Consider the following 19,334-nt stretch of genomic DNA (forward strand, 5'->3'; position numbering starts at 1 on the left):
CGTCGACGGTCAGTCGTCGTACGGGTGGGTGGGGCTCGACTCCAGCGTGTGGGTGAAAAGAACGAACTCCACCAGCCCGTCGGCGGCGGTGGTCACGCTCGCGGGGCGGGTGCCGGGGAAGCGCGAGGCGATGAGATCGGCGACGCGATGCGCGGTCGCCGCGTCGGCCGCGGTGATCCGTACATGGGCGACGCCCGGCTCGTACAGCGGTCCGATGTCATCGGCCATAGTGATGCTCCCCTTGTCCCGTCCGACCGGCGGATCACCGCCGGAGACAGCCCGTTGGTCGCCGCGGTTGCCCGCGCGGGCCGTTTTCACTCGAAGTGGTCATCCGGGAGGGCTCAGGACAACAGGAAGTCCGCCTTTCCGTCCTTCGCGCCCTGGATGAACATCTTGATCTCGAGGTCCGTGTAGATGAGCGCCGGCCCGTCGGGGTCGGTGGACTGCCGCAGCGCGACCCTGCCGTCCGCCAGTTTCATGGCTTCCACGCAACTTCCCCCGTTGCCGCCGCTCCACGGCTTGTGCCAGCCCTCGGTTCCGAGGTCCTGGGCACGCATGCCGTTGTATATGCGGTCGTCCATGTTCGTCAGATCTCCTTGCGGACGCCATCGAGGATGGCTGCGGTGCTGTGTGCGGGCGAGGCCTGCGCGCACATCCGGTCCAGGGCCTCCAGGAAGAGCGAGACGTCGTTCCGGTCGTCCAGGTAGGCGGCGCCGACCAGGCTCTCGGTGAAGACGACGTCCGGCAGTTCCTGGATCTGGAACCGGAAGATGTGGAAGGGCCCGTACATCGCGGGGTGCGGGCCTGCGGTGAAGGGCATGATCTGCAGCCGTACGTGCGGGAGTTCGCACGCCGCCACCAGTCGGTCGAGCTGGGCCCGCATGACGTCGGCACCGCCGATGTGACGCCGCAGCACGGTCTCGTCCATGACCACCCACAGCAGCGGCGCGCCGGGCCGGCACAGCAGCGCCTGGCGCTCCAGCCGCAGGGCGACGGCGCGTTCGGTGTCGGCGGCCGGCGCGTGCGGGCTGCCGGCCCGGAGCACGGCGCGGGCGTACTCCTCGGTCTGCAGCAGGCCGGGGACGTAGTGCGGTTCGTAGGCGCGGATGGTGCCCGCCTCGGCCTCGAGGCTGACGAACGCGCTGAACCAGGAGGGCAGGACGTCGCGGTAACGGTGCCACCAGCCGGGCTGGTTGCCCTCGCGGGCGAGGTCGACGAAGGTCTCGGCCTCGGCCCGCGGCACGCCGTAGAGGGCGAGCAGTTTCTCGACGTACGGGATGCGCAGGCCGACCTCGGCCTTCTCCATGCGGCGGACGGTGGCGTGCGTGACGTCGAGGGCCCGCGCCGCCTGCTCGTACGAGAGCCCGGCCTTCTCCCGCAGGTGGTGGAGTCGTTTGCCGAGAATGACGCGCAGGACGGTCGGCGCTCCGCCGGCCCTGGCCTCAGCCACGATCCCTCTCTCCCATGGCAGCAGTGTGCCATGTCAGGAATGGAACCGACACCCTGTACTGGCGAATGTGCAATTTGCAGAATGGCCCTTGCCTTCTGTGCAAGCTCTGGCCATAGTTACCCGTGTGCTTCATGCCCTCAGCGCCCGGGACACCTTCCGGCTTCGCCTGCCGGCGCACGCCTCGTCGGTCGGGATCGCCCGCCGCCAGGTGCGGTCGACGCTCGGCCACTGGGGCCTGGAGGCGCTCGGGGACGACGCCGGGCTCGTCGTCACGGAACTGTTCACCAACGCGGTGCTGCACAGCGGGAGCGAGCACGTCGCCTGCGTGCTGTGGACCGCGGGCGGACTGCTGCACGTGGAGATCGTCGACGAGGGCCGCGGCGACGCCGGCCCGCTGAGCCGCCGGGCGGCGGACGCCGACGAGAACGGCCGCGGACTCGCCCTCGTCGCCCATTTGGCCGAAGGCTGGGGTGTCAAACCGCCCACTCGTGGTACCGGTCGCGCGGTGTGGGCGACCCTTGCCTGCGGGCGCACCGGGGCCTCCCGGCGCACGGGCTGACACCTGCCGCGACCCGCACTCCGGTCGCGTCGCGGCCAATTGGCTGGTGGCACCCCGCGGGCGGGCTTACGCTGGGGGTCGACGGAACGGCCCCTGGGCGAGCATCACCGACCCACGGCCTCCGCCCCGGGAGGAGTCGCCCACCGCGGCCCCCGCCCGGTTCCGCAACCGGCGCCACCGCGTCCGCTCAGCCCATCAGCCCGACCGGGCGTAGGCGTCCGGCAGCGGCCGGGCCCGGCGTCCGGCTCACCCGACACGAAGGAGTGCGCGGTGACACCCGAGAAGTCAAAGCGGAACCAGCTCCCCAAGGAGCCCGACGATCAGCCCAACCCGCAGCGGGAGGTGCGCAATCTGGACGTCTGGGCCAGGTCCGCGCCGATCCTGCTCGCCGGGTACGAGGACGATCTGAACGAGCTGCACATCCTGCGCAGCATCGACTGACCCTTCGCCAGGGCTGGTTCCGGGCCGTACGGGCAACGACGCCCGTGCGGCCCCTCCTTGCGTCCTCGCGCCGCGAGGGCGGCGTCACCGGCCGCCCGGGCGGTTCGGCGGGCTGATGGCGTACAGCTCCAGCACCGCCGGCGGAGGAGCGATCCCCGGGCCGCCGGCCCGCACCCAAGCCGTGATGTCCTGGGCGGCGGCAGGGTCGTTGACGAGGCCGAGCCAGACCGGACGGCCGCCCGCCCTGCGCCCCTGCGGCGACGGCTGGACCACCACCGCGTTGGCCTGCTCGCACACGTCGAGGCAGTCGGTGACCCGCACCCGGCACACCCCGTCGAGCGCGTCGGTGAGGCCGGCCAGCTGGGCCGCGTGGTCGACGCCCGGCACCTTCTCCGTACCGCAGCAGCAGTCGCGGCAGACGCTGACCGTGCAGACGCCGTGCCGCGCCGGAAAGGCGCTCACGCGAGGGTGATCCGCACACCGACCGTGCCCGCGCGGCCGCGGCGCAGCCGGCTGCCGAAGACGGTGAGCCAACCCACCAGCCCGTACTTGCGGGCCACGAGCGAGCGGTAGCGCTCGGCGTCCCGCTCCCCCACGATCTCGGCACGGGCGGGCACCTGATCCCCCGTCGGATTGCCGCGCATGTCGCACGGGCCGACCAGGACGTCCGCGCGGTTGCGGATCCGCTTGACCTTGCCGGAGTCGGCGGCCGTCCACGCCCCCAGGGCGTCGCCGTCGCGCACCACCCACACCGGGGTCGGCACCGTGCGGCCGTCCCTGCGGTAGGTCGTGACCAGGAGGTACTTCCCCGCCGCGAGACGGGCGGTCCCGCTGTCCTCGATCATGCCCCCAGATTACGCGGGCAGGGCCTGCCCGGCAGCGGCCGGGCCGACACCGAGCAGGGACTTGCCGAGGCACACACTGAGCGGACTGTCCTTGTAGTGACCGAACTTGACGACCGGTGTGTAGCCGCAGGAGGTGTACAGGGCGATCGCCTCGGGCTGCATCGTGCCGGTCTCCAGCACCATGCGGGTGCGGCCCGCGGCGGCCGCGTCGCGCTCCAGTTCCGCGAGCATGCGCCGGGCCAGGCCCCTGCCGCGGGCCTGCGGGACGACGTACATGCGCTTGAGCTCGGCGTCGCCGTCCTCGAAGCCCTCCGGGGACGCGTCCTGGGCCCGCCAGCCGCCGGTCGCGACGGGCGCGCCGTCGAGGTAGCCGAGCAGGAAGCAGCCGCAGGGGGCGTCGAAGTGCGCCACGTCCAGTGGGGTGTCGTCGGGGCCGCCGTAGCGTTCCACGTACTCCTGCTGGACCTGTGCGGTCAGCAGCACGGCGTCGGGGTGGTCGTAGCGCGTCTTCCGGATCTGCACGCGCATATCGTACGTGCGTACGGAATCTGTCCGGCGGGAGGATCCCCGCCGACCGGTATCGTCCCCGTCATGCTCACCGTGACGACCGTGAATGTGAACGGGCTGCGCGCCGCGGCCAAGAAGGGGTTCCTGCCCTGGCTGGAGGCCACCTCCGCCGACGTGGTGTGCCTCCAGGAGGTGCGCGCGGAGCCGGAGCAGCTGCCGGAGGAGGTCCGCGCGCCACAGGGCTGGCACGTGGTGCACGCCCCCGCCGCGGCCAAGGGGCGGGCCGGGGTCTCGGTGTACTCGCGGCAGGAACCCGAGGCGGTGCGGATCGGCTTCGGCTCCCAGGAGTTCGACACGTCCGGCCGCTACGCGGAGATCGACCTCCCCGGCATCACCGTCGCCAGCCTCTACCTGCCCTCCGGCGAGGTCGGCACCGAGCGGCAGACGGAGAAGGAACGCTTCATGGAGGAGTTCCACGCCCACCTGGGCGCGCTCCGCGAGAAAAGCGCCGCCGGCGGCCGCGAGGCACTGGTCTGCGGCGACTGGAACATCGCGCACACCGAGCGCGACCTGCGCAACTGGCGTGCCAACCAGAAGAGCGCCGGCTTCCTGCCGGAGGAGCGCGCCTGGCTCTCGCGGCTGTACGACGGGGCCGGCTGGACCGATGTCGTCCGCCGGCTCCACCCCGAGGGCGAGGGCCCCTACAGCTGGTGGTCGTACCGCGGCCGGGCTTTCGACAACGACAGCGGCTGGCGCATCGACCTGCACGTGGCCACGCGCGGCCTCGCGGCCCGCGCCACGACGGCCCGCGTCGAACGCGCGGCCACCCACCCCGAGCGCTGGTCCGACCACGCCCCGGTCACGGTCGTGTACGCCCCCGCGTAGCGCCCCGCAGGGCGGCGCATCGACCCGCACGTGGCCACCCGCGGCCACCACCCCGACCGCCGGCCGGACCACGCCCCAGTCACAGCTGTGCAGGGCCAGGCACAGCGCCCCACAGGGCGGGTGCCCCTGGCACGGCATTCGTCCGAGGAGGCCGACCACGCCGGCCGCGCCGGACCTGAGACGGCTCTCCGCCGTGCGATGCGCCGCAGCAGGGGGGCATCCCCAGCGGCAGCCGCGGCGGACAGGGCGGCCCGGCAGGCAACCGCCGTATCGTCTAGGCATCCGCCGTCGTTTTGAGGAGTCCGCATGACGCCCCCCGTTGTCCACTCGCTGCGTGAGCAGATCCGCGAGTACATCGTGGAGGGCATCGTCAGCGGGCGCTGGAAGCCGGGCGAGCGGATCGTCGAGCGCGGCATCGCGGTCGAGCTGGAGGTGAGCCAGACGCCGGTGCGGGAGGCGCTGCGCGAGCTGGAGGTCATGCGGCTGATCGAGTCGGCGCCGAACAAGGGCGTGCGGGTGCGCAACATGACGGCGGCCGACCTGGAGGAGATCTACCCGGTGCGGGCCGGCCTGGAGCAGATCGCGGCCGAGCTGGCGGCGCCCCGGTTGCGGGCGGACCTGTCGGTCCTGGAGGCCGAGGTCGCCCTGCTGCACGCGGCCGACCGGGACGGGGACGGGCAGGCGCAGGTGCGGCACACCGTCGCCTTCCACCGGGAGCTGGTGCGCGCGTCCGGCAACAGCGTGCTGCTGCACACCTGGGAGTCGCTGGGCATCGAGGTCTGGACGGCGCTGTCGATCCGCTGGCTGGGGACCCGTCAGCAGGCGTACGCCGAGGAGCACCAGGAGGTCGTCGAGGTCTTCCGGCGCGGCGACCCGCGGGTGGGCGAGCTGGTGAGGGAACACGTGCTCGGGTGCGCGCCACGCACCTGAGGCTCCACCGGGCGCGTTCCTCCGTGTGCATACTTCTGTGACACGCGTCACAGTGCATTTGATCGATCATCGATCATAACTATGCTGGAAGCGGCCCCGCCCAGAACCAGTTGGAAGGCGGTCACCGATGACCGACGCCACGCCGAGCACACCCGCTCACCTGCCCGACCCCGACCCCGAGGAGACCGGCGAGTGGGCCGCCTCCCTGGACGCGGTCAGCCATGCCGCCGGCCCGCACCGCGCCGCCTACCTGATGCGCCGCACGCTGGACCACGCCCGGGCCACGGGACTCGACGTGCCCGGTCCCCTGGAGACGGCGTACGTCAACACCATCGCCACCGCCGACGAGCCCGCGCTGCCCGGCGACGAGGAGATGGAACGCCGCATCGCCGCCTGGAACCGGTGGAACGCCGCCGCGATGGTGACCCGCGGCAGCCGGCAGGGGCTCGGCGGGCACATCGCGACCTTCGCCTCCGCCGCCTGGCTGTACGAGACGGGCTTCAACCACTTCTTCCACGGCAAGCAGGCGCCGGGCGCCGCACTGTCCGGCGACGCGCGGCCGGCCTCCGGCGACCAGCTCTACATCCAGGGCCACGCCTCCCCCGGCATCTACGCCCGCGCCTTCCTGGACGGCCGGCTCACCGAGGCCGACCTGGACCGCTTCCGCCAGGAGGCGGGCGGCAACGGCCTGCCCTCGTACCCGCACCCGCGCCGGCTGCCGTGGCTGTGGGAGTTCCCCACCGTCTCGATGGGCCTCGGCCCGCTGAGCGCCATCCACCAGGCGCGGTTCAACCGCTACCTGCACCACCGCGGCATCAAGGACACCTCCGCGTCGCACGTGTGGGCGTTCCTCGGCGACGGCGAGATGGACGAGCCCGAGTCGACCGCGGCCCTGGCGCTGGCCGGCCGCGAGGGGCTGGACAACCTCACCTTCGTCATCAACTGCAACCTCCAGCGGCTCGACGGCCCGGTGCGCGCCAACTTCAAGATCGTGCAGGAGCTGGAGGCCCAGTTCCGCGCGGCCGGCTGGAACGTCGTGAAGTCGCTGTGGGGCTCCGCCTGGGACGAGCTGTTCGCGCTCGACACCACCGGTGCCCTGGTACGGCGGCTGCGCCAGGTGCCCGACGGCCAGTTCCAGACCTACGCCACCCGCGACGCCGCGTACATCCGCGAGCACTTCTTCGGCGCCGACCCGGCACTCGTCGAGATGGCCCGGCTGCTGACCGACGCGAAGATCGCCGAGTGCTTCCACACCTCCCGCGGCGGCCACGAGCCGCGCAAGGTGTACGCCGCCTACCGTGCCGCGGTCGAGCACAAGGGCGCGCCCACCGTGATCCTCGCCCAGACGGTGAAGGGCTATACGCTCGGCCCGGGCTTCGAGTCGCGCAACGCCAACCACCAGATGAAGAAGCTGTCCGGCGAGCAGTTCCGCGCCATGCGCGACCTGCTCGAGCTGCCCATCCCGGACAGCACCCTCGACACCGACCTGGTGCCCTACGTCCACCCGGGCGCGAACTCGCCCGAGGTGCGCTACCTCCAGGAGCGCCGCGCCGCCCTCGGCGGCCCCGCCCCGGCCCGCACCGTGCACCCCGTCGCGCTGCCCGAGCCGCCGGCCAAGGCCTTCGAGGCCCTCGCCAAGGGCTCCGGCGGCCAGGAGATCGCCACCACCATGGCGCTGGTCCGGCTGGTGAAGGACCTGATGCGGGACAAGGAGACCGGCCGCCGCTGGGTGCCGATCGTCCCCGACGAGGCGCGCACGTTCGGCATGGAGTCGCTCTTCCCGAGCGCGGGCATCTACTCGCCGCTCGGCCAGACCTACGACCCGGTCGACCGCGACATGCTGATGTACTACAAGGAGGCCAAGGACGGCCAGGTCCTCAACGAGGGGATCACCGAAGCCGGTTCGATGGCCGAGTTCACGGCCGCGGCGACCGCGTACGCCACGCACGGCGAGCCCATGATCCCGCTGTACATCTTCTACTCGATGTTCGGCTGGCAGCGGACCGCGGACCAGATGTGGGCGCTGGCCGACCAGCTCGGCCGCGGTTTCCTGGTCGGCGCGACCGCCGGGCGCACCACCATGACCGGCGAAGGCCTCCAGCACGCGGACGGCCACTCGCACCTGATCGCCTCCACCAACCCGGCGGCGGTCGCCTACGACCCGGCGTTCGCCTACGAGCTGGGCGTGATCGTCCGCGACGGCCTGCGGCGCATGTTCGGCCCGGACGCCGAGGACGTCTTCTACTACCTCACGGTCTACAACGAGACCAAGGTGCAGCCGCCGATGCCCGACGTCCCCGGCATCGAGGAGGGCATCGTCAAGGGCCTGTACCGCTTCCGCGAGGCCGGCACCGCCGGGCTGAGCGGTGACGCGCCGCGCCTGCAGCTGCTCGCGTCGGGCACCGCGATCCACTGGGCGCTGGAGGCGCAGCGGCTGCTGGCCGCCGAGTGGGGCGTGGCGGCGGACGTCTGGTCGGCCCCCTCGTGGACCGAGCTGCGCCGCGGCGGTCTGGCGTACGACGCGGCCCGGCTGCGCGGTGAGGAACCGCCGCTGCCGCACGTCACCCGGGTCCTGGAGGGCGCTCCGGGTCCGGTGCTCGCGGTGAGCGACTGGATGCGTGCGGTCCCGGACCAGATCAGCCAGTGGGTGCCGCAGGACTGGTACTCCCTCGGCACCGACGGTTTCGGGCTCTCCGACACCCGTGAGGCCGCCCGGCGCCACTTCGGTGTCGACCCGCAGGCGGTCGTCCTGGCGGCGCTCGCGGCACTGGCCGGACGCGGCGAGGTCAAGCGGGAGGCGGTCGAGGAGGCCCGCGAGCGGTACGGACTGTAGTCCGCCGGCGGGTCCTCCCCCGCCCCGAAGCCCCTGTGCGCCCTGACACGCACAGGGGCTTCGGCAGGTCCGGGGAGCGCTTCGCGCATGCCTCCGGCGCGCCCTCTGCCGAGATACATAAGCAAATGATATAAATTTCTTATGCATCTTCCTGGAGACGACGCGGCCCACGCCGAGGCGGTCGAGGTCGCCAAGGCGCTGGAGCGGCTGTACCGCATGCTGCGCAGGCTCAGCCAGCCGAGCGAGCTGTCGCTCACCACCGTGGCCACGCTGTCGACCCTGGAGCAGTCGGGTCCCTTCCGGCTGACCGAACTGGCGGCCCTGGAAGGGGTCACCCAGCCCGCGATGACGCAGGTGGTCTCACGGCTCCAGGAGGCGGGGTTCGCCGAGCGCCGGGCCGACCCGGCGGACGGCCGGGTCGTACTGGTCCACATCACCGACGCCGGCCGGGCGGCGATCGCCCGGCGCCGCGCGCTGCGGGCCGAACGCCTCTCGGAGTTGCTGGAGCACCTGAGCGCGGACGAGCGGCTGGCGCTGAGCGACGCGCTGCCGGCCATCGAGGCCCTGACCCGGCTGGGTTCACCGGCCGCGTCGCCCACGACCCGGCGCCCCGCCGGCTGACAGCGGCCGGCCGGCACCGCCCGACCGGCACCGATCGATCAGGATCCGTTCGACATCGGAGCAGCCTCATGAATGCGCACGCGCCATCGTCCCGTTCCGTGAATCCGTTCAAGCAGCCGAAGGCCGTGTTCGCGGTCGCCTTCGCCTGCGTGGTCTCGTTCATGGGGATCGGGCTGGTCGACCCGATCCTGCCCGCGATATCGAGCCAACTGGACGCCTCCCCGAGCCAGGTGACGCTGCTGTTCACCAGCTACCTGGTGGTCACCGCGGTCGCCATGCTGATCACCGGCTGGGTCTCCAGCCGGGTCGGCGCCAAGCGCACGCTCATCGCGGGACTCGCCCTGATCGTGGTGTTCGCCGCGCTCGCCGGCGCCTCGGGGAGCATCGGCGGCATCGTCGGCTTCCGCGCCGGCTGGGGCGTCGGCAACGCGCTCTTCATCGCCACCTCCCTCGCGGTGATCGTCGCGTCGGCGAGCGGCGGCTTCGCCGGCGCGATCATCCTCTACGAGACCGCGCTGGGCATCGGCATCGCGGTCGGCCCGCTGCTCGGCGGCGTCCTGGGCGAAGTGAGCTGGCGCGGCCCGTTCTTCGGCGTCGCCGTGCTGATGTCCGTCGCGCTCGTCGCCACCGTGGTGCTGGTCGAGCCGATGCCCCTGCCGGCCCGCAGGACCGGGCTCACCGAGCCGTTGAAGGCACTGCGCCACCGCGGTCTGCTGACGATGTCGCTCACCGCGCTCTGCTACAACTGGGCGTTCTTCACCGTGCTCGGCTACGCCCCGTTCCCGATGGGCCTCGGCCCCATCCAGCTCGGCCTGGTCTTCACCGGCTGGGGCGCCCTCGTCGCCCTCTTCGCCGTCTTCGGCGCGCCGTGGCTGCAGGCCCGCCTCGGGATCGCCAGGACGCTGTACGCCAACCTGGCGCTGTTCGCCCTGACCGTGCTGGCCATCGCGATCTGGACCGACCACCCGGCCGTGCTGATCGTCTGCGTGATCGTGGCCGGTGTCTTCATCGGCGTCAACAACACCGTCACCACCCAGGGCGTGATGACCGTGTCGCCGGTGGACCGCGGCGTCGCGTCGGCCGCGTACGGCTTCGTCCGCTTCATCGGCGGCGGCCTCGCCCCCTTCGCCGCGGGCAAGCTGGTCGAGGCCTTCAACGTCCATGTGCCGTTCTACATCGGCGCGGGCGCGCTCGTGCTGGGCATCGTGATCCTCTCCACGGCGCACGGACTGCTGGGCCGGTCCGAGCGGCTGCAGGCGGAGCAGGTCGCGCCGGGCGCCGAGCCGGGCGCCGCGCCGTCGCTGCTGCCGGTCGAGCACGAGGCAACCGTGGCGCACGACACCGCCAAGGGCGCGATCGTCGCGGCCGTCGACGGCTCCGCGCACGCCGGGCGGGTCGCCGAGGCCGCCGGACGACTGGCGACCCTCAACGGCCGCACGGTGTACGTGGTGCACGCGGAGGAGGCCGCCGTCTCCGGGGAGTCGGCGACCGAGGGCGAGGACCTGGAGTCCGCAAGGAACGCGGTACGCGGGCACCTGGACCGGCTCGCCGCGCAGGGCATACCGGCGGTCGGGCACGTCCTGCGGCACGCCACCGGCCACGGCGAGGTCGGCCGGCTCGTCGCCGAGCACGCCGAGGCCGCCGGGGCGCGCGCCATCGTCGTCGGCGCCCCGACGCACGGCGGGCTCTCCGCGCTGATGGACGCGAGCGCGGGTCAGGCGCTGCTGCGCCACGCGACCTGCGACATCGTGCTGATCAACCCGCGGTCCGCGGAGGTGGGCACCGCCGCCTGAGCCGCTCCGCTCCGGCCCGCGGGCCGGCCGCGTCCCCTTGCCGCCGCACCGGTCGAAATCCGTACGCAACGGACGTAGGGTGGCCGGACGGTGCGGTTCGCCGGGGGACGCGGCCACCGTGCCCTTCATGATCGTCACGCAGGCGCGCCGGAGGCGGCCATGGCGGACCCCAAGGGCTTTCTCACCACCCCTCGCCGTACTCCCGAACGGCGCCCGGTGGACGAGCGGGTGCGGGACTGGCATGAGGTGTACACGGGCCAGAGCCTGCTGCCGATCGTCTCCGCCCAGGCGGGCCGGTGCATGGACTGCGGCATCCCGTTCTGCCACGCCGCCTGCCCACTGGGGAACATGATCCCGGACTGGAACGACCTGGTCTTCCGCGAGGACTGGGCCGCGGCGTGCGAGCACCTGCACGCCACCAACAACTTCCCCGAGTTCACGGGCCGGCTCTGCCCGGCGCCCTGCGAGAGCGCCTGCGTGCTCACGATCAACGCCGACCCCGTCACGATCAAGAACGTCGAGGTGGCGATCGCCGACCGGGCCTGGGCCGACGGCCTCGCCGTCCCCCTCCCCCCGGAGCGGCACACCGGCCGCACCGTGGCCGTCGTCGGGTCGGGGCCCGCCGGGCTGGCCGCCGCGCAGCAGCTCACCCGGGCGGGCCACACGGTCACGGTGTACGAGCGCGACGACCGGCTGGGCGGCCTCCTCCGGTACGGGATACCGGAGTTCAAGATGGAGAAGCACCACCTGGACCGGCGGCTGTGCCAGATGCGGGCCGAGGGCACCCGCTTCCGCTGCGGCGCCGAGGTCGGCGGCGACCTCGACGCACACCGGGTGATCGCCGAGCACGACGCGGTGCTGCTCGCGGTGGGCGCCCGCGCCTGGCGCGAACTGCCCGTACCCGGACGCGAGTTGACGGGAATCCATCAGGCCATGGACTACCTGACGCTGGCCAACCGGGTGTGCGAGGGCGATCTCGCCTCGTCACCGATCAGCGCGGAGGGCAAGGACGTGGTGATCGTCGGCGGCGGCGACACCGGCGCCGACTGCCTGGGGACCGTGCTGCGCCAGCAGGCCGCCTCCGTGGTCCAGCTCGACATCAACCCCCTGCCGGGCTGGGACCGCCCCGAGCACGAGCCCTGGCCGGTGTACCCCCGGGTCTTCCGGATCTCCCCCGCCCACGAGGAGGCCCGGCTGCTGGGCCGCCGTGAGCACTGGGACACCGCCGAGCACGGCTGCGTCCCGCTGCCCGGGCCGCAGGGCGACATCCGGGTCTTCTCCGCCTCCACGTTCCGCTTCGAGGGGGACGACGACGGGCATGTCGCCTCGCTGCACCTCGTCGGTGTGGAGCCCACCGGGCGGCGTCCCCGGGCCGGCACCGAGCGGGTCGTCCCGGCCCAGCTGGTGCTGCTCGCCCTCGGCTTCTCGGGCCCCGAGCACGACACCGGCGTCGTCCCGCAACTGGGCCTGGAACTCGACGCGCGCGGCCGGATCGCCCGCGACGACGCCTTCGCCACCACCGTGGAGAAGGTCTTCGTCGCGGGCGACGCCGGGCGCGGTCAGTCGCTGATCGTCTGGGCCATCGCCGAGGGCCGCTCGGCTGCGGCGGCCGTGGACCGCGCGCTGCGCGGGACGACCTGCCTGCCGGCGCCGATCAGGCCGACGGACCAGCCGCTGGTGGTGTGACGGCCGCGGTGCGCGGGCGCGGCTCGAAGCCCGCCGCGCGGTAGACGTCGTCGATCAGCCGCATCGACTCCACCGCGTCGTCGGCGTCGGTGGCCACCCGGGTCCCGCCGCGCACCAGGCTCGCGAAGGCCTCCAGCTGGTACGTGTACGAGGTGCGCCGGCCCAGCTCCTCCACCCGCTCGCCGTCCGCCGTCCGCACCGTGAGCCGGTCGTCGAGGTGCGGCAGGACGAAGTTGGCGACGGTCGCCTCGCCGAGGCTGCCGACCACGCGCATGCTCATGTCCTCGGTCGCGGAGTCCATGTTGCAGCGCGCGGTGCCGGTGGCACCGCCGGGGAAGACCAGGTCGGCCTCGATCCACTCGTCCACGCCGGGCATCCCGGCGCGCTCGCCGCCGCGGGCGGCCGCCAGGCGCGGTGCCCCGCCGCCCCAGGGGGCGAGGGCGCGGTGCGCGTGCAGGGCGTAGCAGCCGAGGTCCATCATCGCGCCGCCGGCGAGCTCCAGCGACCAGCGGGGGTCGGTGTCCGGCGGGGCGGGGATGTTCACCGTGGCCTCGACGTGCCGCAGCTCGCCGAGCTCACCGGTCTCCAGCAGCTCGTGCAGGCGCCGGACCACGGGGTGGTACAGGTTGTGGAACGCCTCCATGAAGGCGACGCCCGCCTTGGCGGCGGCGTCCCGGACCTCGATCGCCTCCTCCAGGTTGCTGGCGGAGGGCTTCTCGGTGAGGACGTGCTTGCCCGCCGCGATGGCGGCGAGGTTCCACGGTCCGTGCAGGCCGTTGGCGAGCGGGTTGTAGATCGCCTCGATCTCGGGGTCGGCGATCAGGTCGGCGTAGGAGTCGTGGACACGCTCGACGCCGTTGGCGGCGGCGAACTCCTCGGCCCGGCCGCGGTCGCGGGCGGCGACGGCGACCAGGCGGTGGCCGGTGATGCGGGCGGGGTCGACGATGGCGCGCCCGGCGATGCGGGCGGCGCCGAGCACTCCGATGCGCAGGGGTTCGGTGCTCATGCGGTACGTACCTCTTCCATCCGTACGGGTCGGCGGTCGCGCAGTGACAGCGTGCAGGCTTCGGCGATCCAGCCCGCTTCGACCGCGTCCGCGACGCTACACGGCGACGGCCGGCGGCCCGCCACCACCTCGGTGAAAGCGGCCAGCTCGGCCTGGTAGGCGGCGCGGAAGCGGTCCAGGAAGAAGCGGTGCGGCGGTCCGGCGGGGAAACGGGCGCCGGGCTCGACGGAGCGCAGCGGCAGCCCGTCCTCCAGGCCCACCGCGATGCTGTCCTTCGTACCGTGCAGCTCCATCCGGACGTCGTAACCGCGCGGATTGTGGCGGCTGTTGGAGATCAGCGCGAGTGTGCCGTCATCGAGCGTGAGCACGGTCGCCGCGGTGTCGACGTCGCCGGCCGCGGCGATGTAGGCGGCGCCGCGGTTGCCGCCCGTCGCGTACACCTCGGTGACCTCGCGGCCGGTCACCCAGCGCACGATGTCGAAGTCGTGGACCGAGCAGTCGCGGAAGATGCCGCCGGAGACGGCGACATAGGCGGCGGGCGGCGGCTCGGGGTCGAGGGTGGTGGAGCGGACGGTGTGCAGCAGGCCCAGCTCACCGGCGGCGACGGCCTGCCGCGCGGCGGCGAAGCCCGCGTCGAAGCGCCGGTTGTAGCCGATCTGCACGGGGACGCCGCTGTCCTGGACGGCGCGCAGTACCTCGGTGCTCTCCCCGATGGTGCGGGCGACGGGTTTCTCGCAGAAGACGGGCACGCCCGCCTTGACCGCGGCCAGGATCAGCTGGGGGTGGGCGTCCGTCGCGGCGGCGACGACGATCCCGTCGACGCCCGCGGCGAGCACCTCCTCCGGTGAAAAGGCGACCTCGGCGCCGTGCCGGACGGCGGCGGCCTCGGCCGCGGCGGCGACGGGGTCGGTGACGACCAGGGACTCCACGACGGGTAGTGCGGCCAGGGTCTCCGCGTGGAGGGCCCCGATCCGGCCGAGGCCCATCAGGCCGATGCGCATGGGTGGTTGCTCCTTGGGACAGCGGACGGTGAACGGTGGGGTGCGCAGCGGGAGGGGTCAGTCCAGGCCGCCGAGAACGTTCTGGTCCCAGTCGAGGATCGACCCTGTGACCACACCACTGCGGTCGGACAGCAGCAGCACGACGAAGTCGGCGATCTCGTCGGCCCGCCCGAGCCGCCCCATGGGAAGCCGGCGGCCCGCCTCCTCGCGCCAGTCGTCGCCGGCCCCGTGGAAGGCCCGCTGTGTGGCGTCCTCGCCCTCGGTGTCGGTCCAGCCGATGTTGAGACCGTTGATCCGCACGCGGTCGAAGCGGTGGGCGTGCGCCGCGTTGCGGGTCAGCCCCGCCAGGCCCGCCTTCGCCGCCACGTAGGGGGCGAGGAACGGCTGCCCGCCGTGCGCGGAGGAGGAGATCACGTTGACGATCGCGCCGGGCGCCGAACGGGCGACCATGTCGGCGACGGCGGCCTGCATCGCGAAGAACGGGCCGCGCAGATTGACGGCAATGTGCGCGTCGAAGAGCTCGGGGGTGGTGTCCAGCAAGGTGCCGCGCGAGGTGAGCCCCGCGGCGTTGACCAGGCAGTCGACGCGGCCGTGGACGGCCACGACGGCCTCCACGGAGCCGCGGGCCTGCGCCGGGTCGGCCAGGTCGCAGCGCAGGTACGCGGACGTGGCGCCGGCGTCGGCCAGTTCGGCCGCCAGCGCCTCCCCCGGCCCGGGCCTGCGTCCCGTGACGGTCACGACGGCGCCCTCGCGGGCGGCGGCCCGGGCGACGGCGGCGCCGACCCCCTGGCTGCCGCCGTTGACCAGGACGATCTTGTCCTGCAGCAGTCCCATGCGGGTCTCCTAACGGCTCGTACGGCGCTCTGCGGCCGCCCGCAGTGCGGCGCGCAGGGTGTCCGGGCTCCATTCCTCGCCGAGCGCGCGGCGCAGCGTGTCGGCCTGCGAGGGCGGGGCGAGGCCGTCCACCGGCGGGTCGCGGTCGAGGTTCGTGGGGAAGGGGTAGCCCTCGGCGCACGCCGCGACGACGGCGTCGAGCGCGGCCCCGCCGGCACCCGCGGCCTTCATCCGCAGCAGTTCCGGGTACACGGCGTTCGTCATGGCCTCGCGGTCGACGCTCTCCATGGCACGCCCGAAGGCGGAGGAGATCTGGAGCAGGTTGGCCATCCGCCGGATGTCCGCGGAGCGGTTGTGGCCGGCCGCGTGGAACAGCGCGGGGTTGAAGAAGACGGCGTCGCCCTTCGCCAACGGCAGCTGGACGTGGTGCTCCTCGAAGTACGCCCGGAACTCCGGCAGCCGCCAGGCGAGATAGCCGGGCTCGTACTTCTGCGAGTGCGGCAGGTAGAGGGTCGGCCCGCTCTCGACGGGCATGTCGCAGTGCGCGACGGCGCCCTGGAGGGTGAGCACGGGCGAGAGCCGGTGGACGTGGGCGGGGAACCGGGCGGCGGTCTCGGCGGACAGGAAGCCGAGGTGGTAGTCCCGGTGCACGGTCTGCGCGGCGCCGCCGGGGTTGACCACGTTGATCTGCGAGGTGATCTGGTGGTCCGGGCCGAGCCAGGCACCGGCGGCGAGCGCGACGGCCTCGTTGGCGTAGTACGCGGCGAAGACCGCGGGGGCGGCCACGGCCAGCTTCTCCATGGCGTTCCAGACCCGGTCGTTGGCGCCGGGCCGGGCGAAGTGGTCGCCGCCGCCGGTGCCCGCGGCGCGCTGGTCGCGGATGATGCCCTCGAAGGCCTCGGTGGCCCGGTCGACGACGTCCGGGCCCGGGAAGGCCCGGCGGAGCACGACGATCCCGGGGCCGTCCATCAGGGCGCGGGCCAGCTCGGCCTGGGCCTCACGGCGGCCTTCCGGCGTGGCGGCCAGGGCGAGCAGCCGCTCGCTGTCGTACAGCGGGACGCCGTGCTCGACGGCCTCGGCGTGCGGGTGTTCGCGAGGATCGGTGGCCTGCTCGGTCAGTGCGCGCAGGGCGTCGAGGTCGCAGTCGTCCTCGGACAGCCACATCCGCGGTCCCGCGGCGGTGAGGGACGTGAAGGACATCGGGGGTCCTTTCAGCGGGCTGGGTCGGGCGGGTTTTCCTGAAAGTCTAGGAACGGCAGTCCATCGATCAACCGCAGAGAACCATCAAAAACCCCTCAGGAACCAGCCCATGGGCCACCCCTTCCCGATCCGCGAGATCGCCCGCCAGGCCGGTCTCAGCGAGGCCACCGTCGACCGCGTCCTCAACGGGCGCGGCGGGGTCCGCGAGAGCACCGCGCGCGAGGTCCACCAGGCCGTCGCCGACCTGCGGCGGCAGCACGCGCAGATCCGCCTGGGCGGCCGCACCTTCATGATCGACATCGTGATGCAGGCCCCGGAGCGCTTCTCCACGGCGGTACGCGCCGCGCTGGAGGCCGAACTGCCGTCCCTGCGGCCCGCGGTGATGCGCTCGCGCTTCCACTTCCGGGAGACCGGGCCGGTCGCGGGACTGGTCGCGGGCCTCGACCGGATCGCCGAGCGCGGCTCGCAGGGCGTGCTGCTGAAGGCACCGGACGTGCCCGAGGTGACGGCCGCCGTCGGCCGGCTCGTGGCGGCGGGCATCCCGGTGGTGACGCTGGTGACGGACCTTCCGGCGAGCGGGCGGCTGGCGTACGTCGGCATCGACAACCGGGCGGCGGGCGCCACGGCCGCCTATCTGGTCGGGCAGTGGCTCGGCGACGGGCCCGGCAATGTGCTGGTGACCATCAGCCGGGGCTTCTTCCGCGGCGAGGAGGAGCGCGAGATGGGGTTCCGTTCGACGCTGCGGGCCCTGCGGCCGCAGCGCGCGCTCGTGGAGATCACGGACAGCGACGGCCTGGACGACACGTTGCGCGAGCTGGTGCTCGGAGCGCTGCGCCGGGACCCGGAGATCCGCGCGGTCTACTCGATCGGCGGCGGCAATACGGCCACCGTGGAGGCCTTCGACGCGCTCGGCCGCGAGTGCCGGGTCTTCGTGGCGCACGACCTCGACCAGGACAACTCGCGGCTGCTGCGCGAGGGCCGTCTGTCGGCGGTGCTCCACCACGACCTGCGCCAGGACATGCGGCACGCCTGCCAGATCGTCATGCAGGCGCACCGTGCGCTGCCCGGCGCCGCGCACGCGTGGCCCTCGCCCATCCAGGTCATCACGCCGTACAACACCCCGATGGCGTTCCCCCGCCCGGACCACTGACCCGGCCACCGGCCGGACGGGCCGCGGATCAGGACCCGGGGGCCACCATCACCCGGGTGTGGAGCATCGGGATGCCCTCGTCCGGGGAGCGGGTGTACGAGGTGCGCACCGAGACGACCCGGACCTCGTGGTCGTGCACGGCGATGTCCTGACCGGTCGCCGGGATCGGGATCGCCCCGCTGCTGCCCATCACGGCCAGCACCGCGTGGCCCGCCCCGTCGCCCGGCTCCCACGCGAACTCCATGGTGTGCCGGACGGGGGTGTCGTGGTAGATGCTCGCCCCGCGGGACAGCTCCTTCTCGCGGTCACTGATGTGCCGCAGCGCGGCGGGCATCTGATCCATGGCGTGCGTCCTCTCGTCCCGCGGTCCACCGGTCACTGTCGGCGATTGTCGCCGACAGCGCGCCCGCGCGCCCGCCGAGCGTTCGGGCCCCCGGCTCCTGCCCGCCCCGCGCGCCGCCCCGGATCCGGCCCATGGCTGGACGCCCTCCCTGTGCGGCGCGCACCTCAGGAGGCGGGGACGGCCGGCATCTTCTGGACGGCCTGGCGGCTCACCCCGAGGGCCCGGGGACCGCGCTTCCCCGATGCGGGCGAGGGTGGGCCCGTACGTGGAGTGGTCCTTCACACGCCCGTCCCGCCGTGCGTCGCGGAAGCGGGCGGCCGGATCCATACTGTACGTACAGTTCTCAGGAGGTTCCTCATGACATCGATCAGCGCGGACACCAGCGCCCGCGACTCCGGCACCTTCGTCATCGGCGGCGACCTGCCGGTGCACCGGCTGGGCTACGGCACCATGCAGCTCACCGGCGAAGGTGTGTGGGGCGACCCGCGGGACCCGGAGGAGGCCGTACGCGTCCTGCGGCGCGCGGTGGAGCTCGGCGTCACGTTCATCGACACCGCCGACGCCTACGGGCCGTTCACCGCCGACCTGCTGCTGCGCAAGGCGCTGCACCCGTACCCCGCGGACCTGGCGATCGCCACGAAGGTCGGCTTCGTGCGGACCGGTCCGGGCGCGTGGGTCCCCGTCGGCCGGCCGGCGTACCTGCGGCAGCAGGTGGAGCTGAGCCTGCGCCACCTCGGGGTGGAGCGGATCGCCCTGCTCCAGCTGCACCGCATCGACCCCGAGGTCCCCGTCGCCGACCAGGTCGGCGAGCTCGCCGCGCTCCAGCAGGAGGGCAAGATCCAGCACATCGGGCTCAGCGAGGTCAGCACCGCCGACCTCGACGAGGCCGCGCGGACGGCACGCATCGTGTCCGTGCAGAACCGCTACAACCTGGCCGACCGCGCCGCCGAGGACGTCCTCGCGTACGCCGAGCGGCACGACATGGCCTTCATCCCCTGGTTCCCGCTCGCCACCGGCGAACTCGCCAAGCCGGGCGGCCCCCTGGAGCGCATCGCCGCCGACCAGGGCGCGTCCCCGTCGCAGCTCGCCCTCGCGTGGCTGCTGAAGCGCTCGCCCAACATGCTGCCGATCCCGGGCACGTCCCGCGTCGCCCACCTGGAGGACAACATCGCGGCGGCCGGAGTCACCCTGACCGACGCGCAGTTCGACGCAATGACCGCGGCGGTCTGACCTCCGCGGCCGCAGAGAGG

At 73.2% G+C, this 19,334-nt stretch carries 21 protein-coding genes; 10 read left to right on the forward strand and 11 right to left on the reverse strand.

Annotated elements, in window-relative coordinates; genetic code table 11:
* Positions 1-9: 9 nt before the first annotated feature.
* From ABZ883_RS24630 to ABZ883_RS24640, 3 genes are all read right to left on the reverse strand, one after another.
* Positions 10-228, reverse strand: coding sequence for a hypothetical protein (locus tag ABZ883_RS24630; RefSeq protein ID WP_360909500.1), 219 nt, complete (start codon positions 226-228; stop codon positions 10-12).
* Positions 229-341: 113 nt separating this feature from the next.
* Complete coding sequence (locus ABZ883_RS24635; RefSeq protein WP_360909502.1) at positions 342-581, reverse strand: DUF397 domain-containing protein; 240 nt, start codon at positions 579-581, stop codon at positions 342-344.
* A gap of 5 nt (positions 582-586) precedes the next feature.
* Complete coding sequence (locus ABZ883_RS24640) at positions 587-1,450, reverse strand: helix-turn-helix transcriptional regulator (RefSeq protein WP_360909504.1); 864 nt, start codon at positions 1,448-1,450, stop codon at positions 587-589.
* Between the two features lie 124 nt (positions 1,451-1,574).
* On the opposite strand from ABZ883_RS24640, the gene ABZ883_RS24645 reads away from it, so the two are divergent.
* Both ABZ883_RS24645 and ABZ883_RS24650 read left to right on the forward strand, forming a co-directional pair.
* Complete coding sequence (locus tag ABZ883_RS24645; protein WP_360909506.1) at positions 1,575-2,009, forward strand: ATP-binding protein; 435 nt, start codon at positions 1,575-1,577, stop codon at positions 2,007-2,009.
* Between the two features lie 270 nt (positions 2,010-2,279).
* Positions 2,280-2,450, forward strand: coding sequence for a hypothetical protein (locus ABZ883_RS24650; RefSeq protein WP_319660588.1), 171 nt, complete (start codon positions 2,280-2,282; stop codon positions 2,448-2,450).
* A gap of 84 nt (positions 2,451-2,534) precedes the next feature.
* Here the strand turns inward: ABZ883_RS24650 and ABZ883_RS24655 are convergent, their stop codons facing one another.
* From ABZ883_RS24655 to ABZ883_RS24665, 3 genes are read right to left on the reverse strand one after another with little or no spacing between them, the layout of a single operon-like run.
* Positions 2,535-2,912 (reverse strand): (2Fe-2S) ferredoxin domain-containing protein, encoded by a 378-nt coding sequence (locus ABZ883_RS24655; protein ID WP_360909508.1) that lies wholly within the window; start codon positions 2,910-2,912, stop codon positions 2,535-2,537.
* Positions 2,909-3,295 (reverse strand): PPOX class F420-dependent oxidoreductase, encoded by a 387-nt coding sequence (locus tag ABZ883_RS24660; RefSeq protein WP_360909510.1) that lies wholly within the window; start codon positions 3,293-3,295, stop codon positions 2,909-2,911. The genes ABZ883_RS24655 and ABZ883_RS24660 overlap by 4 nt, the downstream gene beginning before the upstream one ends.
* A 9-nt stretch (positions 3,296-3,304) precedes the next feature.
* Positions 3,305-3,817, reverse strand: coding sequence for a GNAT family N-acetyltransferase (locus ABZ883_RS24665; RefSeq protein ID WP_360909512.1), 513 nt, complete (start codon positions 3,815-3,817; stop codon positions 3,305-3,307).
* Positions 3,818-3,886: 69 nt separating this feature from the next.
* On the opposite strand from ABZ883_RS24665, the gene ABZ883_RS24670 reads away from it, so the two are divergent.
* The 6 genes from ABZ883_RS24670 (at position 3,887) to ABZ883_RS24695 (ending at position 12,550) form a co-directional block, all read left to right on the forward strand.
* Positions 3,887-4,687 carry an exodeoxyribonuclease III gene (locus tag ABZ883_RS24670; protein WP_360909514.1) on the forward strand — a complete coding sequence of 267 codons (801 nt, stop codon included), beginning with the start codon at positions 3,887-3,889 and terminating at the stop codon, positions 4,685-4,687.
* A 306-nt stretch (positions 4,688-4,993) separates the two neighbouring features.
* Positions 4,994-5,617: a GntR family transcriptional regulator gene (locus tag ABZ883_RS24675; protein ID WP_360909516.1), complete on the forward strand. Its 624-nt coding sequence runs from the start codon at positions 4,994-4,996 to the stop codon at positions 5,615-5,617.
* Positions 5,618-5,744: 127 nt separating this feature from the next.
* Entirely contained in the window at positions 5,745-8,450 is a 2,706-nt protein-coding gene (gene aceE / locus ABZ883_RS24680; protein ID WP_360909517.1) for a pyruvate dehydrogenase (acetyl-transferring), homodimeric type, read from the forward strand.
* 141 nt (positions 8,451-8,591) lie between these two features.
* Positions 8,592-9,071 (forward strand): MarR family transcriptional regulator, encoded by a 480-nt coding sequence (locus tag ABZ883_RS24685; RefSeq protein WP_360909519.1) that lies wholly within the window; start codon positions 8,592-8,594, stop codon positions 9,069-9,071.
* Between the two features lie 68 nt (positions 9,072-9,139).
* Positions 9,140-10,864 carry an MFS transporter gene (locus ABZ883_RS24690; protein ID WP_360909521.1) on the forward strand — a complete coding sequence of 575 codons (1,725 nt, stop codon included), beginning with the start codon at positions 9,140-9,142 and terminating at the stop codon, positions 10,862-10,864.
* Between the two features lie 159 nt (positions 10,865-11,023).
* Entirely contained in the window at positions 11,024-12,550 is a 1,527-nt protein-coding gene (locus ABZ883_RS24695) for a glutamate synthase subunit beta (protein WP_360909522.1), read from the forward strand.
* On the opposite strand, the gene ABZ883_RS24700 is transcribed toward ABZ883_RS24695, so the two are convergent.
* Genes ABZ883_RS24700 through ABZ883_RS24715 form a run of 4 tightly spaced genes read right to left on the reverse strand, consistent with a single transcriptional unit; the run spans position 12,519 to position 16,591 of the window.
* On the reverse strand, positions 12,519-13,556 hold the full coding sequence (locus ABZ883_RS24700; RefSeq protein ID WP_360909524.1) for a Gfo/Idh/MocA family oxidoreductase: 1,038 nt from the start codon (positions 13,554-13,556) through the stop codon (positions 12,519-12,521). The genes ABZ883_RS24695 and ABZ883_RS24700 overlap by 32 nt on opposite strands.
* Positions 13,553-14,557, reverse strand: coding sequence for a Gfo/Idh/MocA family oxidoreductase (locus ABZ883_RS24705; protein ID WP_360909526.1), 1,005 nt, complete (start codon positions 14,555-14,557; stop codon positions 13,553-13,555). Before ABZ883_RS24705 ends, ABZ883_RS24700 begins: the two co-directional genes overlap by 4 nt.
* A gap of 57 nt (positions 14,558-14,614) precedes the next feature.
* Complete coding sequence (locus ABZ883_RS24710) at positions 14,615-15,391, reverse strand: SDR family oxidoreductase (RefSeq protein ID WP_360909529.1); 777 nt, start codon at positions 15,389-15,391, stop codon at positions 14,615-14,617.
* 9 nt (positions 15,392-15,400) lie between these two features.
* Positions 15,401-16,591, reverse strand: coding sequence for a phytanoyl-CoA dioxygenase family protein (locus tag ABZ883_RS24715; RefSeq protein WP_360909531.1), 1,191 nt, complete (start codon positions 16,589-16,591; stop codon positions 15,401-15,403).
* 109 nt (positions 16,592-16,700) lie between these two features.
* On the opposite strand from ABZ883_RS24715, the gene ABZ883_RS24720 reads away from it, so the two are divergent.
* Positions 16,701-17,741, forward strand: coding sequence for a LacI family DNA-binding transcriptional regulator (locus ABZ883_RS24720; RefSeq protein WP_360909533.1), 1,041 nt, complete (start codon positions 16,701-16,703; stop codon positions 17,739-17,741).
* A 28-nt stretch (positions 17,742-17,769) separates the two neighbouring features.
* On the opposite strand, the gene ABZ883_RS24725 is transcribed toward ABZ883_RS24720, so the two are convergent.
* Positions 17,770-18,084, reverse strand: a complete 315-nt coding sequence (locus ABZ883_RS24725) for a hypothetical protein (RefSeq protein ID WP_360909535.1) — start codon at positions 18,082-18,084, stop codon at positions 17,770-17,772.
* A gap of 357 nt (positions 18,085-18,441) precedes the next feature.
* Here ABZ883_RS24725 and ABZ883_RS24730 point away from each other — a divergent pair, with 357 nt between their 5' ends.
* Positions 18,442-19,314, forward strand: a complete 873-nt coding sequence (locus ABZ883_RS24730; protein ID WP_360909537.1) for an aldo/keto reductase — start codon at positions 18,442-18,444, stop codon at positions 19,312-19,314.
* Positions 19,315-19,334 lie beyond the last annotated feature (20 nt).

The sequence above is a fragment of the Streptomyces sp. NPDC046977 genome (genome assembly GCF_040644455.1).
Lineage (GTDB): Bacteria > Actinomycetota > Actinomycetes > Streptomycetales > Streptomycetaceae > Actinacidiphila.